The following is a 13,234-nucleotide window of genomic DNA, read 5'->3' on the forward strand; positions in this document are numbered from 1 at the left end:
ATAGTATAATATTCAAAATCAGCAGGGATTTTTTCCTGAACTGTGTGCTGATAAAAGGAGGAAAAATTTTTCAGCATTATAGGTTGATAAAGTTATGTCGTAACAGGAAATATAAGAACAGATATATAAATAAATAATAAAGAAAATAAAAAACGAAAATGAGGGGAATTTTATGAACCAAAACCAATTTGACTGTCGTATTTCAGAAGAAGACGTACAGATGTTAAGAGCATTAGCTCATCCATTGCGTCTACGTTTAGTAATGGAACTAATGCAGCGTGGAACATGTAATGTAACACAATTACAAGAGGTATTAGAAATTCCGCAATCAACTGTTTCGCAGCATTTAACGAAATTAAAACAAAATAAAGTAGTACGCTTTGAGAGACGCGGGTTAGAAGTGTACTATCAAATTCATAACGATAAAGTAAGTGAAGTAGTAAAAACATTATTTTCTTAATTTTTGAATATTATGGAAAAAAGACGTGTGAAACATACGTCTTTTTTTATTTGGAAAGGATGTAATAATAGGAAGATTTGAGAGCGTATATATTAGCGCGTGAGAAAGAAACAAACAAACTATCGGTTGAAGTGCTAAATTGACGGAATATATTCTGAAGGGATATGAAAAGATAGAAAGGAGTGTTGTAAGCCAAAGGAGGAATAATATAATGGATGTAAAACGTGTGAAACAGATATTATCTTCTTCAAGTAGAATTGATGTTACATATGAGGGAGTCCCCGTATGGATTGAGAGCTGTGATGAGCAGAAGGGGAGTGCTCAAGTGTATGACGTATCCAATCCAGGAGAGAGCGTTCACGTGGATGTGACGGCTTTAGAAGAGATGTAATAGAAAAGACGCTTCTAATTGTAGAAGCGTCTTTTTTGTGTTATTCCATCATACTTGCAACTTTTTTAGAGCAGAGAAGAAGTACAAATCCTAGGACGATAACGATAATACCGATACTTGCAAATACTTCAAGATAGCCTAATGATTGTGTAAAGGAAGCAAGCTTACCAGCTAACCAGTTAGCCATACCTGAACCAGCTAACCATACACCCATTAGTAATGATGCTAATTTAACAGGTGCAATTGCACTTACCATTGATAGACCGATTGGTGATAAGAATAGTTCGCCAATTGTATGGAACATATAAGTGATAACGATGAATAATAAGTTTGCTTTAACAGTTATATCAGCTTCATTACTTCCAGTTTTTAGAACCGCTAATGTTAAAACAAGGTAACCTATACCTAGTAAAATCATACCAAATGCCATTTTTGTTGGTACTTTTAAATCGCCACGCTTTGATTTAGAAAGTTTTAACCATAGCATAGATACGAATGGTGCAAGTAGTACGATGAATGCTGGGTTAACTGATTGGAACCAAGATGTTGGAACTTCCCATCCGAAAATTGTACGATCTACGAATTTATCTGTATAAAGTGTTAAAGAACTACCAGCTTGTTCAAATCCTGCCCAGAAGAATACAACGAAACAAGTTAAAATTACAATTGCCCAAGTGCGATTTTTTTCTTGTTTTGTTAAAGGTTTCTTTTCAGTTGCAGATTGATTTTTTGTTTTTTTACCAACAACTGTTGTTCCTGCTGTACCAAGGTAGCGAGGAGCTAATAAGTTGAAAACAATTTGGCCAATAATCATACCGATACAAGCTGCTAAGAATCCGTATTTATATCCCATAACCATAACGCCATCAACGCTTGTTTTAAAGAAATCTTCTGCTAAAAATCCACAAATAAGTGGAGCGAAGAAAGCACCTACGTTAATACCCATATAGAAGATAGTAAATGCACTGTCACGACGTGAATCATTTTCGTCATACAATTCACCTAACAGTGTAGAAATATTTGGTTTAAAGAATCCATTACCAATAACTAATAGTACTAATCCAAGTAATAGTCCTGTTTTTGTATTCATGGAGAATAGTACAAAGTTACCAATCGCCATAATAATTCCGCCGAGAGTAATGGCATGACGTCTTGTAATATAATGATCAGTTAGCCATCCGCCTATAATTGGCATGAAATATACTGCCGCTGTAAAAGTACCATATAATTGCACTGCAACTGCCTTATCAAATCCTAACCCGCCACTAACAGCAGCAGTTGTTAAATAAAGAACTAAAAGGCCACGCATTCCATAATAACTAAATCTTTCCCACATTTCTGTTAAGAACAACAAATATAATCCTGGTGGATGTTTTTTTGGTGATTGTTGTTCTCCAGCTTTTTCTAATTTTAAAGCTGCATCCATTTTTGTTTCCCCCTAATCTTGTATAACGGATATTTATGTAATTATTTTAATTCACAAAATATTTAGAAGTCAATAGAATTATATGGAAATAGCAAGAAAATTTCTGAAAAAATCTATTTTTCTTCAACCGTTATCGTATTTTTCCCTGAAAACAAGATAATAAGCGTTTTCAAATGTAATAATTGAATTCTAAAAGAAAGTAAAATAGTGACAAATCAGAAAATTTAGATTAGAATATTTATTCTGATATAGAGAAAATAAACTATATTTACTTTTACAATATAACATATCGGGAATAAAAATACAAAATGAAATAATGTGACACTTCAGTGAAATGAAAAAACCAGCTCCATAAAAGAGGGAGCTGGTTAGAATAAAATTATTTAACAAAGCGTTTTTCAATATCATCTAGTAGTAAGTTAGCAGCCATTACACCACCAGCTGTATTCCAAATAACGTCGTCAACTTTGTATGCTTTTCCATTCTTTACTGCATTTAAGTTTTTAAATAGAGGATCGTTTATATATTCTTTTTCTAGTTCAGAGCCTTTTTTCTCGTTGCCTTTATCGAATGTGAAGTAGAATAATACATCACCATCCATTGCAGAAATACGCTCTTTAGATACGTTACGTTCTGCAAAATCATTTTTATTTTGATCACCAGGACGTTTAAATCCAAGTTCTTTTAAAATAACACCAGAGAATGTATCACCATGATAAATACGAACATCACCAGGCATAAAACGTACCATAGAAATTTCTTGATTTACTTTATCGCCAAGTTTGCCTTTTAAATCTTTCATACGTGATTCGTAATCAGCTAAAACCTTTTGACCTTCTTTTTCTTTATTTAATGCTTTCGCATAAAATTTGAAGTTATCTTTCCATTCACCGCGTAATGTTTCAGAGAACACAGTAGGTGCGATTGCTTTTAGTTGCTCATATACTTTTTCGTGACGCATTTTGTTACCGATAATTAAATCTGGTTTTAAAGAAGCAATTGTTTCAACGTTAACTTGTCCTTCGTCGCCAACAACTTTTACATCTTTCATTTTGTCCTTAATATGTGGATACCACGGATCACCAGTCCAAGACTTTACAGCACCAACTGGTTTCACACCTAATTCAAGTAAAGCTTCAGTTCCTTCATTCGTTAAAATAACGACACGTTTTGGATTAGCAGGAACTTCTGTTTTACCCATTGCGTGTTCAACCGTAATCATTTCTTTTTTATTATCTTCTTTTGTTGCTTCTTCTTTGTTATTTGACTTTCCACAAGCACTTAAAAGCAGTGAAAATGCTAGTAGAAATACAAATACTGTAAACGATTTCTTTTTCATGAAATTCATTATGTACCCCCTACATGTTGAGAAAATTTTTCAATTGCAAGCATGATATTAAAACTTTGCTGCTCGGTTGTCAATATATATCACTGAAAATGATTATCAGTTTTATTGACAATGCGAATTAAGTTGAAATAAACTAACAACGTATCATTATACATTGAAGGGGAAACGCTGCATGTTATTAAAAACAAATCAAGCAAAATGGATTGGATTATTTGTTGGGATCATTGCAGTCGTTATTTGTATTTGGGGAAGTATTATTTTCGGATATACAAATACGAGTTGGAAATTAGCGTTAGATGCTTTTTTCCATTTTAATGGTTCAAATGAACATATTATTATTCAAAATGTGCGTCTACCAAGGGCACTAATTGCAGCCAGTGTTGGTGCTAGTTTAGCCATAGCGGGTTGTTTAATGCAAACTTTAACAAAGAACCCACTTGCTTCTCCAGATTTTATTGGATTAAATTCAGGTGCTGCTTTCTTCATAGTTGTAGCAATTGTGATTTTTTCCGTTACATCATTATCAGCTTTCACTTGGATTGCCTTTTTAGGAACGACAGTTGCAGCAGTACTAGTATTCGCTTCTAGTTCTTTAGGAAAAGAAGGGACAACCCCGCTCAAGTTAACATTAGCGGGTGTAGCGATAAGTGCTTTGTTTTCATCATTAACACAAGGGTTACTTGTATTAAATGAAAAGGCGCTGGAAGAAGTTTTATTTTGGCTTGCTGGATCTGTACAAGGGAGAAAGTTAGAAATTTTACAATCTGTATTCCCGTATTTATTAGTAGGTTGGATTGCATCTCTTATGATGGCAGGGAAAGTAAATACATTGATGATGGGAGAAGACGTCGCGAAAGGACTTGGACAACGAACAATTTTAATGAAATCATTCGTACTACTTATTATTGTACTGTTGTCTGGTGGTTCAGTTGCGGTTGCTGGCCCAATAGGATTTATTGGAATTGTTACTCCGCATTTTGCTAGATCTCTTGTTGGAGTTGATCACAGATGGAGAGTACCCTATAGCGGCTTGTTAGGTGCAATACTACTAATCTTGGCTGATATAGCAGCAAGATATGTCATTATGCCACAAGAAGTACCAGTAGGGGTTATGACAGCATTTATCGGAGCCCCATTCTTTATTTATATTGCACGTAAGAGAGGGCTTAGCAAATGAAGAAGTATATTCCGTTTCGTATAGGAAAAGATGGGTTCTCGTTTTTAATGTATAAACGAGCTATTCTAGTCTTATTAAGTTTACTAGCTATTTTAATAGGATTATTTTTTGCCAGTGCAGGGATGGGCGATATGAAAATTGCTCCTTATGATGTATGGCAAGCGATTACCGGAAATGGCGATGAGATGTCAAATATGGTTGTAAATAAGTTTCGTATGCCACGTATTTTAATTGCTATTCTTGTAGGAATCGCACTTGCTGTAGCAGGATGTATTTTACAAGGGCTCGTTCGAAATCCACTTGCTTCTCCTGATATCATTGGAATCACAGGTGGTGCAAGTGTTGCAGTTGTACTCTTTTTAGCGATATTTAGTGATAAAAATAATGCGCTAACAGTAAGCATTCATTATATGCCGCTCGCAGCTTTTGCTGGTGCGACGATTGTTGCGTTTTTTGTATATTTATTTGCATGGAGAAATGACGGGTTATCACCGATTAGTCTTGTTTTAATTGGTGTTGGATTTTGGGCATTAACGAAAGCGGCAACGACTTTATTTATGTTGTTAGCCCCAATTTATCAAGCGAGTCAAGCGAATGTATGGATTACAGGTACTGTTTATGGTTCTTCATGGCAAAATGTTATGGTACTTGCGCCTTGGGTTCTCATTTTAACGGTAATATCATTTATAGCGGCTAGACATTTAAATGCCCAAGAGCTAGGGGATGATATAGCAGTAGGACTCGGTGTTCCTTTAACGAAGTCACGTGTATTCATGTTACTACTTAGTACAGCTTTAATTGGTGGAGCAGTCGCTTTCGCAGGAGGAATTGGATTTGTCGGTTTAATGGCACCTCATATTTCACGAAGATTAGTTGGCTCTTTCTACGGTGCATTGCTCCCAGTTGCGGCGATTATCGGTGCAATTTTAGTACTTGCTGCAGATTTAATTGGGCGTACAGTTTTCACACCACTTGAAATTCCAGCAGGGGTATTTACATCAGCAATTGGTGCACCTTATTTTATTTATTTACTTTATAAAAGTCGGAATTCATAAAGGGAGATGAATATGCAAAAAGCATTGGAGACGAAACGCTTGACGCTGTCGTATGGTGAAACAATTATTATTGATGAGCTGAATTTAGAAATTCCAAAAGGGGAAATTACAATCTTCATCGGTTCTAACGGTTGTGGGAAATCAACTTTATTACGTTCACTAGCTAGATTATTAAAGCCAACAACCGGTGACATTTTGTTAGATAATCAAGCGATTCAAAGTATGCAAACGAAGCAAATCGCTCGTCAAATGGCGATTTTACCGCAAGGGCCACAAGCACCGGAAGGACTTACGGTATTACAACTTGTTAAGCAAGGACGTTATCCATATCAAACATGGCTGAAGCAATGGTCCGAAAAAGATGAGGAAATGGTACAAAAAGCGCTTGCGGCAACGGGTATGACAGAATTTGCTGAGCGTGATGTTCATGCTCTTTCAGGTGGACAGCGTCAACGTGCTTGGATTGCAATGACCCTTGCACAAGATACCGATATTATTTTACTGGATGAGCCAACTACATATTTAGATATGACTCACCAAATTGAAGTGTTAGATTTATTATTCGAATTAAATGAAACAGAGAAAAGAACGATTGTTATGGTATTGCATGATTTGAACTTGGCATGCCGTTATGCAGACAATATTGTAGCTATTCAAGATAAACAAATATATGCGCAAGGTAAACCAGAAGAAGTTGTTGATCAAAAGTTAGTTCGTGATGTATTCCGTATGGAGTGTCAAATAAGCGCTGATCCGTTATTTGGAACACCGCTCTGTATTCCACATGGAAGAGGAAGAAGTGTACGTAAAGAAGCTGTTCAGGCGATGAGATAATAAAAAAAACGATGAGCAATTCATCGTTTTTTTTATTTTTCGCAAGAAAATAGTAGGAAAAGGGGAATACGTAAGCGACGTTCATATTCTTCTTTTCCCTGAAAACAGTTTCGATTTGGTGTGGCTTCTTTTAAGTTTGTAATTGTAAATCCGGCTTGTTGTAATAATGTAAAATATTCTTCCGTTGTCCGATGATATTTAATAACCTCTTGATCAATCCACGGCTCAACTCGTTTTCCTGTTTTGAAATAATCATCGACGAGCCAGCTAGTTCTTTTACCACTTGTTTGTAAGCTTTCAAACGAAGAGGTAATAACGGGATGTTGAACGCTAAAGGTAAAGGTCCCGTTTGTTTTTAAAGTTTGAAACACATTTTGAAAAATGATATCAAGATGTTCAATATAATGTAAGGCGAGTCTAGATGTTACTAAATCAAAAGTAGAAGGAGGATAGGTATAGTCTTTGAGGTTTATAAAATGAACAGATCCATTTTTATTTTCTAGGTGCTTACTAGCTTTTTCATACATGAGCTCGGAGCCTTCAATGCCAGTGTAAGAGTGGCAACCATTTTCTAATAATTCCTCGCCAAATTTAGCGTCACCACAACCTAAATCGAGAATTTGTTTTCCTTGTACATCACCAATGAGCTGAAAGAATGCTGGTTTTTCAAGTACTTCGTTTGGGCTATTTTCTCGATATCTTCGCTTCATATATTGTTCTAAAAACGATTCGTTATTATATACATCAGATTCTGTAAATACCATGTTTGAAGCCCCCTTGAATATTTTTTTCATTCTATCAAATATGAAAAGTAAATAATAGATTTCTTGTAATGAATCGTATATAATCTAAAATTGTAAGCGGTTTCTTTAAACTATTTTTCTATAATAAATTCTGAAAACGTGTTAAGCTAGTAGAGGGATTATTAGAACTATTAAGACAATAATTCGCTTACATGAACGATGGGAGGCTTCACAATGTCTAGTAAAACACTTGCAAACTTTTTAGAAGAAAATTTAGAGGATTTAAAATCAAAGGGGCTTTATAACGTAATTGATCCGCTTGAAAGTCCAAATGGACCGATTATTACAATTGGCGGAAAAGAATATATTAACTTATCTTCAAACAACTATCTTGGATTAGCGACTGATAATCGCTTACAAGAAGCAGCAATTGGTGCAATTCATAAGTACGGTGTTGGAGCAGGAGCTGTTCGTACAATTAATGGTACTTTAGATTTGCATATCAAATTAGAAGAAACAATTGCAAAGTTTAAACATACAGAAGCAGCAATTGCTTATCAATCAGGATTTAACTGTAATATGGCAGCGATTTCAGCTGTTATGGATAAAAATGATGCGATTCTTTCAGATGAATTAAACCATGCATCTATTATTGATGGTAGTCGTCTATCAAGAGCGAAAATCATCGTTTATAAGCATTCTGATATGGAAGATTTACGCAAAAAAGCAATCGAGGCAAAAGAATCAGGTCTTTATAATAAATTAATGGTTATTACAGACGGTGTTTTCTCAATGGATGGAGATATTGCAAAATTACCAGAGATTGTTGAAATTGCAGAAGAGCTGGATTTAATGACATATGTAGATGATGCACACGGTTCAGGGGTACTTGGCAAAGGTGCAGGTACTGTAAAACATTTCGGCCTTTCTGATAAAGTTGATTTCCAAATCGGTACATTATCAAAAGCAATTGGGGTAATTGGTGGATATGTAGCTGGGAAACAAAACTTAATCGATTGGTTAAAAGTGCGTTCACGTCCATTCTTATTCTCAACAGCTTTAACACCAGCTGATGCAGCTGCTTGTATGAGATCAATTGAAATTTTAATGGAAAGCACAGAGTTACACGATCGTTTATGGGAAAATGGTCGCTATTTGAAACAAGGGTTAAAAGAACTTGGCTTTAACATTGGAGAAAGTGAGACACCAATTACACCTTGTATTATTGGTGATGAAGTATTAACACAAGAATTTAGTAAACGTCTAAATGAAGAAGGCGTATATGCAAAATCTATCGTATTCCCAACCGTAGCAAAAGGAATGGGACGCGTTCGAAATATGCCTACAGCAGCTCATACGAAAGAAATGTTAGATGAAGCAATTCGTAAGTATGAAAAAGTAGGGAAAGAAATGGGTATCATTTAATTAACGACATCTTGTGAATAGCTTGCAAATGAGGAGTGGGAAAAATGAAAAAAATTCTAGTAACCGGTTCTTTAGGGCAAATTGGTTCTGAACTAGTAATGAAACTTCGTGATGTATACGGCGCATCAAATGTTATTGCAACAGATATTCGTGAAATAGATAGTGAAGTGGTAACGTCTGGTCCATTTGAAACGTTAGATGTAACAGATGGACAAAAATTACATGATATTGCAAAGCGTAATGAAGTAGATACAATTATTCATTTAGCGGCTTTACTTTCAGCAACTGCAGAAAAAAATCCGTTATTTGCTTGGAATTTAAATATGGGCGGACTTGTAAATGCATTAGAAGCAGCACGTGAATTAAACTGTAAGTTTTTCACGCCAAGTTCTATCGGTGCATTTGGTCCATCAACGCCAAAAGATAATACACCACAAGATACAATTCAACGTCCTACTACAATGTATGGGGTAAACAAAGTAGCAGGAGAATTACTATGTGATTATTATCATCAAAAGTTCGGTGTTGATACGCGCGGCGTACGTTTCCCAGGCTTAATTTCTTACGTAGCTCCTCCAGGAGGCGGAACAACTGATTATGCAGTTGAAATTTATTATGAGGCGATTAAAAAAGGTGCATACACCTCATACATTGCAGAAGGAACATACATGGACATGATGTATATGCCTGATGCTTTACAAGCGATCATTTCATTAATGGAAGCTGATCCAAGTAAGCTAGTGCATAGAAATGCGTTCAACATTACAGCAATGAGCTTTGAACCAGAGCAAATCGCAGCATCAATCCGTAAACACATCCCGAACTTTACAATGGATTACGCAGTAGACCCAGCTCGTCAAACGATCGCTGATAGCTGGCCAAACTCTATTGACGCAACTGCAGCAATGAAAGAGTGGGGCTTTAAAGCAGACTACGATTTAGACAAAATGACAACTGACATGCTTGCGAAGTTAAAAAAAAAGCTTGCAGCTGAGTTAGTGATGAATTAATAGGAAGAGCCGATTCTTAGGAATTGGCTCTTAATTATTTTAGGAAGGGAGAAAAGCAACATGCAAAGAGTTGATGTTGTATATGCACTAATACACGATAGCGAAAAAGATAAAATATTAATGGTACATAATGTAGAACAAAACGTTTGGTCACTGCCGGGCGGGGCTGTTGAAAAAGGTGAAACGTTAGAGGAAGCTTTAGTAAGGGAAGTAAAAGAGGAGACAGGCTTAACTACCGTAACAGGTGGACTTGTCGCAATAAATGAGAAGTTTTTTGAGAAGCAAGGCAATCATGCGCTATTGTTTACATTCCAAGCAAATGTTGTAACAGGTGAACTTAGTGCAGAAGATGAAGGAGAAATTTCCGCAATCGAGTGGGTAGATAGGAAAATTGCAAATGAGCGATTCCCATTCTATGACGGAGGATTCGAATCATTGTTAAAAGTATCCATTCCATACAAGTTTCAACCAGAAACAAAGTGATTGAAAGAAAAAACAGGAGCGACAAGGCTCCTGTTTTTTCTATTCAATCGTCTTCAGTAATAGTTTCTTCAACAATGGTTTAATCTTCAGGCGTAAATCTTCAGCATGATTTGCAACTAAGAAGTGATGGTTATAAATGTTTTTCATTAGTTGATAAGTCGCTTCTTTCGCTTCGCCTTCTTCGATGAAGATACCGATTACTTCCATACCACTTTTACGAGCGAGTTTGACAGCTTCATGTGTATCTAAAATACCGTCTTGTTGATAGTCTAATGCAGAAGGCTCACCGTCTGTAAAGACAAGTAAGAATTTATGCTTTTCTGGTCTTTTCGCAAGCTTTTCAGAAACGATGCGAATAATATACCCGTCGCGGTTATCTTCTTCTTCGCGAAGTTGCATAATTTCTGGACCGACATTTGGTAACGTTGAGTTTTTATACGTAACAACTTCATGAATAACATTCGGTTTATCTTCAGGTTTAGCACTAGAAGCATCTTCCCAAAATCCGCTAATAGCGTGCGGGATTTTTAAAGATTTTAAAGCTTCATGGAATAGGACCACACTCTTCTTCGTTTCTTCCATTTTGTTATACATAGAACCAGAGCAGTCCACTAATAGTTGGAATGCAACGTCTAATTCTTGAGATTCTTGTCCTTTTTTATAAAACATCCGCGGCTGCTTTTCTGTATAAATACGAAGGAATTTCTTACGAAGTCTTCCGTAATATTTATCACTATTTGCATTCGTTTTGTTTTCAATTGTTTTTTCGATGATTTTCTTTAATTCTTTTACATCTTTATTAACGACTGATTTGATAGCTTGGTAATCTTTTTTCTCATCAGGATTTGATTTGCGAGCTTCTTTAAATGTATGAGAAGCTCCCACATTATACTTGCCGTATGCACCGTCGTTTTGGCTAGAAGCATGAGACGCTCTTGCTTCCTCTGTATCAGCACCATCAAAGTTAGATTGTGTACTTTTTTGGGAAGTACCTTGTACAGAACCAAGTGCTTGGTCACCATCTTCTGATTCACGAGCAGTATCACCCATCATATTTGTTTTTGTTCCGCTTTCTAATTCAAAGCGTAAAAAGTTCTCGTTTTCATTGTTTTTATTTTCACGGTGCCATGTCGAGAAGCTTTCATCCATTTTGTTTTTGTTATCATCGTCATCTAGGAGCTGCGTATCATCATTTGCTAATTTTTCAGCGCGACTGTCTTTCTCATCTGCAATAACAGATAAATAAAGCGGGGCATGTCCGAAATAATTATTAACCATATCACTTTCAAGAAGTCCTTCTAAGCGATAGCGAATTTTCTCAACGATATACATAATATCTTCCGTATTACGAGCTTGGAATGTTTCATGCAAAATTGATTCAATTTGCTCGAAATATTCATTATTAAACATTTCATATTTATCACTCGTTAATGAAAGATAGCATAGACAAAATAGACGGTCACCGTGATAGTTACGAACACGATTTATTTCATTTTGTGAGCCAAAGTAATTACGATACATTTCTTTTCGGCGTTTAAAAATGTGTTTTGTGCCAGGACGTAAATTTTTGACGATTTCCTCAACACGTAAATCTTCTAATAGAACAAATAATTGTGTTAAAAACTTTTTTAGAGGCGATTCTTGTAATTCAATCGCATAAGAACGAATTAAAGTCATGTCCGAGTAATGTTTATTACCAAGTGCCTTTAAGAACACTTCGCTTTTTAATCCGATTACTGTATCCTCTTCTTTTCGATCATCCCAAAAGTGACTAATGACAACCTTTTTTTCAATTTCGTCGTAGTATGCTTTATAGCCATACTCAAGATAGGCATCGTCTTCTTTTAGAAGAGCATACATTAAGTTTTCCATTTGTAGAAACAGCGACGCATCAATTTTTTTGTCACTAAAAATTTGTCTCATGAATTATCCCTCAAAGAAATAACTTTCTGCTAATTCACGGACAGTCATTTGTTCTGTTTCATCGTTTAATTTTGCGATAATACTACGTTCAATTGCACGCATAACAGGAATATATACACCTAAATCACATGCATCGATAATGCCACGAATACTAGCTGCTTCTTCACTTACGCGTCCATCACGAGCTAAAGGCATAAGATCGCTTGCGAATGCAACGAACTTTTCAATTGTTGCAACATCATTTAATTTTGATTCAGATAGTAATAGTTCTTTTAATGTATCACCTTGAATGTAAGGAACTTCAATAATAACGAAACGGTTTTTTAACGCTTCGTTTAGTTCACTTGTCCCAACATAACCTTCGTTAATCGCAGCGATTACGCGATATTCGTCATCACCGTATACAACTTCTTGTGTAAATGGGTTTGTAATCATTTTACGGTAATCTAACGCACCATGAAGAAGTGGTAATGTTTCAGGTTTTGCCATATTGATTTCATCAATATATAAGAAATGACCGTTCTTCATTGCCTTCATAAGAGGACCATTAACGAATGTAACTTCAGATGCACCCTCTTTTGTTTGTAATGTGTTGTATCCTAAAATACCTTCTACATCTAAGTCGACAGAACAGTTAATGCTATGCATTGGTTTTTGGAATAAAGAAGAAAGAGTTTCCGCTAGTACTGTTTTACCACTACCAGTTGGTCCTTTTAATAGAATGTTTTTACCAAGTAAAAGTGCTGTAATGGCATCTTCAATAATGCTGTTATCAGATGCTTTATATATTTTCTTTCCAATTAAATGTGCATTTTCGCCAGCTTCTTGTTTGTTTTTTTCGTGAAGGGCTGAGAGCTTTTGTTTTAAATCAGCGTGTATATGAAATTGTTCTAACATGTATTTCCCACCTAACATTATTTTCATAAAGTAATACATCTTATGATAACTTGTTTTAATAT

13 protein-coding genes are annotated in these 13,234 nt (G+C 35.6%); 8 read left to right on the top strand and 5 right to left on the bottom strand.

Annotation, left to right across the window (positions count from 1 at the left end):
- The first annotated feature begins 172 nt into the window (after positions 1-172).
- Positions 173-460 carry an ArsR/SmtB family transcription factor gene (locus AB3X48_RS10755; protein WP_001075217.1) on the top strand — a complete coding sequence of 96 codons (288 nt, stop codon included), beginning with the start codon at positions 173-175 and terminating at the stop codon, positions 458-460.
- Between the two features lie 211 nt (positions 461-671).
- Positions 672-851, top strand: coding sequence for an acid-soluble spore protein H (locus AB3X48_RS10760; RefSeq protein ID WP_002010492.1), 180 nt, complete (start codon positions 672-674; stop codon positions 849-851).
- Positions 852-891: 40 nt separating this feature from the next.
- On the opposite strand, the gene AB3X48_RS10765 is transcribed toward AB3X48_RS10760, so the two are convergent.
- Both AB3X48_RS10765 and AB3X48_RS10770 read right to left on the bottom strand, forming a co-directional pair.
- Entirely contained in the window at positions 892-2,277 is a 1,386-nt protein-coding gene (locus AB3X48_RS10765; protein WP_016103510.1) for a peptide MFS transporter, read from the bottom strand.
- 379 nt (positions 2,278-2,656) lie between these two features.
- Positions 2,657-3,625, bottom strand: a complete 969-nt coding sequence (locus tag AB3X48_RS10770; RefSeq protein WP_016103511.1) for an ABC transporter substrate-binding protein — start codon at positions 3,623-3,625, stop codon at positions 2,657-2,659.
- Positions 3,626-3,797: 172 nt separating this feature from the next.
- On the opposite strand from AB3X48_RS10770, the gene AB3X48_RS10775 reads away from it, so the two are divergent.
- The 3 genes from AB3X48_RS10775 to fpuD are packed head-to-tail and all read left to right on the top strand — an operon-like array spanning position 3,798 to position 6,691.
- A complete protein-coding gene (locus tag AB3X48_RS10775; RefSeq protein WP_016103512.1) occupies positions 3,798-4,802 on the top strand; it encodes a FecCD family ABC transporter permease in 1,005 nt (334 codons plus the stop codon).
- Positions 4,799-5,857, top strand: coding sequence for a FecCD family ABC transporter permease (locus AB3X48_RS10780; RefSeq protein WP_002114017.1), 1,059 nt, complete (start codon positions 4,799-4,801; stop codon positions 5,855-5,857). Before AB3X48_RS10775 ends, AB3X48_RS10780 begins: the two co-directional genes overlap by 4 nt.
- Positions 5,858-5,869: 12 nt before the next feature.
- Positions 5,870-6,691 (top strand): petrobactin ABC transporter ATP-binding protein FpuD, encoded by an 822-nt coding sequence (fpuD, locus tag AB3X48_RS10785; protein WP_002114020.1) that lies wholly within the window; start codon positions 5,870-5,872, stop codon positions 6,689-6,691.
- Between the two features lie 32 nt (positions 6,692-6,723).
- Here fpuD and AB3X48_RS10790 read toward each other — a convergent pair whose 3' ends face one another.
- Complete coding sequence (locus tag AB3X48_RS10790; protein WP_016103513.1) at positions 6,724-7,455, bottom strand: class I SAM-dependent methyltransferase; 732 nt, start codon at positions 7,453-7,455, stop codon at positions 6,724-6,726.
- A gap of 213 nt (positions 7,456-7,668) precedes the next feature.
- On the opposite strand from AB3X48_RS10790, the gene AB3X48_RS10795 reads away from it, so the two are divergent.
- Genes AB3X48_RS10795 through AB3X48_RS10805 form a run of 3 tightly spaced genes read left to right on the top strand, consistent with a single transcriptional unit; the run spans position 7,669 to position 10,352 of the window.
- Positions 7,669-8,859: a glycine C-acetyltransferase gene (locus tag AB3X48_RS10795; RefSeq protein WP_000095918.1), complete on the top strand. Its 1,191-nt coding sequence runs from the start codon at positions 7,669-7,671 to the stop codon at positions 8,857-8,859.
- Positions 8,860-8,903: 44 nt separating this feature from the next.
- Positions 8,904-9,869 (top strand): L-threonine 3-dehydrogenase, encoded by a 966-nt coding sequence (locus AB3X48_RS10800; RefSeq protein WP_016103514.1) that lies wholly within the window; start codon positions 8,904-8,906, stop codon positions 9,867-9,869.
- 60 nt (positions 9,870-9,929) lie between these two features.
- Entirely contained in the window at positions 9,930-10,352 is a 423-nt protein-coding gene (locus AB3X48_RS10805; RefSeq protein WP_016103515.1) for an NUDIX hydrolase, read from the top strand.
- Positions 10,353-10,391: 39 nt separating this feature from the next.
- On the opposite strand, the gene AB3X48_RS10810 is transcribed toward AB3X48_RS10805, so the two are convergent.
- Positions 10,392-12,275: a vWA domain-containing protein gene (locus AB3X48_RS10810; RefSeq protein ID WP_016103516.1), complete on the bottom strand. Its 1,884-nt coding sequence runs from the start codon at positions 12,273-12,275 to the stop codon at positions 10,392-10,394.
- Positions 12,276-12,278: 3 nt separating this feature from the next.
- Positions 12,279-13,172: an ATP-binding protein gene (locus AB3X48_RS10815; protein WP_016103517.1), complete on the bottom strand. Its 894-nt coding sequence runs from the start codon at positions 13,170-13,172 to the stop codon at positions 12,279-12,281.
- Positions 13,173-13,234: the final 62 nt, after the last annotated feature.

The sequence above is a fragment of the Bacillus sp. S4 genome (genome assembly GCF_040838205.1).
Taxonomy (GTDB): domain Bacteria; phylum Bacillota; class Bacilli; order Bacillales; family Bacillaceae_G; genus Bacillus_A; species Bacillus_A cereus_U.

Excerpts from the sequence above, each read along its gene's own strand:
- fpuD (WP_002114020.1), top strand. The coding sequence starts at position 5,870 with ATGCAAAAAGCATTGGAGACGAAACGCTTGACGCTGTCGTATGGTGAA.
- AB3X48_RS10790 (WP_016103513.1), bottom strand. The coding sequence starts at position 7,455 with ATGGTATTTACAGAATCTGATGTATATAATAACGAATCGTTTTTAGAA.
- AB3X48_RS10770 (WP_016103511.1), bottom strand. The coding sequence starts at position 3,625 with ATGAATTTCATGAAAAAGAAATCGTTTACAGTATTTGTATTTCTACTA.
- AB3X48_RS10795 (WP_000095918.1), top strand. The coding sequence starts at position 7,669 with ATGTCTAGTAAAACACTTGCAAACTTTTTAGAAGAAAATTTAGAGGAT.
- AB3X48_RS10815 (WP_016103517.1), bottom strand. The coding sequence starts at position 13,172 with ATGTTAGAACAATTTCATATACACGCTGATTTAAAACAAAAGCTCTCA.
- AB3X48_RS10780 (WP_002114017.1), top strand. The coding sequence starts at position 4,799 with ATGAAGAAGTATATTCCGTTTCGTATAGGAAAAGATGGGTTCTCGTTT.
- AB3X48_RS10755 (WP_001075217.1), top strand. The coding sequence starts at position 173 with ATGAACCAAAACCAATTTGACTGTCGTATTTCAGAAGAAGACGTACAG.
- AB3X48_RS10775 (WP_016103512.1), top strand. The coding sequence starts at position 3,798 with ATGTTATTAAAAACAAATCAAGCAAAATGGATTGGATTATTTGTTGGG.
- AB3X48_RS10765 (WP_016103510.1), bottom strand. The coding sequence starts at position 2,277 with ATGGATGCAGCTTTAAAATTAGAAAAAGCTGGAGAACAACAATCACCA.
- AB3X48_RS10810 (WP_016103516.1), bottom strand. The coding sequence starts at position 12,275 with ATGAGACAAATTTTTAGTGACAAAAAAATTGATGCGTCGCTGTTTCTA.
- AB3X48_RS10760 (WP_002010492.1), top strand. The coding sequence starts at position 672 with ATGGATGTAAAACGTGTGAAACAGATATTATCTTCTTCAAGTAGAATT.
- AB3X48_RS10800 (WP_016103514.1), top strand. The coding sequence starts at position 8,904 with ATGAAAAAAATTCTAGTAACCGGTTCTTTAGGGCAAATTGGTTCTGAA.
- AB3X48_RS10805 (WP_016103515.1), top strand. The coding sequence starts at position 9,930 with ATGCAAAGAGTTGATGTTGTATATGCACTAATACACGATAGCGAAAAA.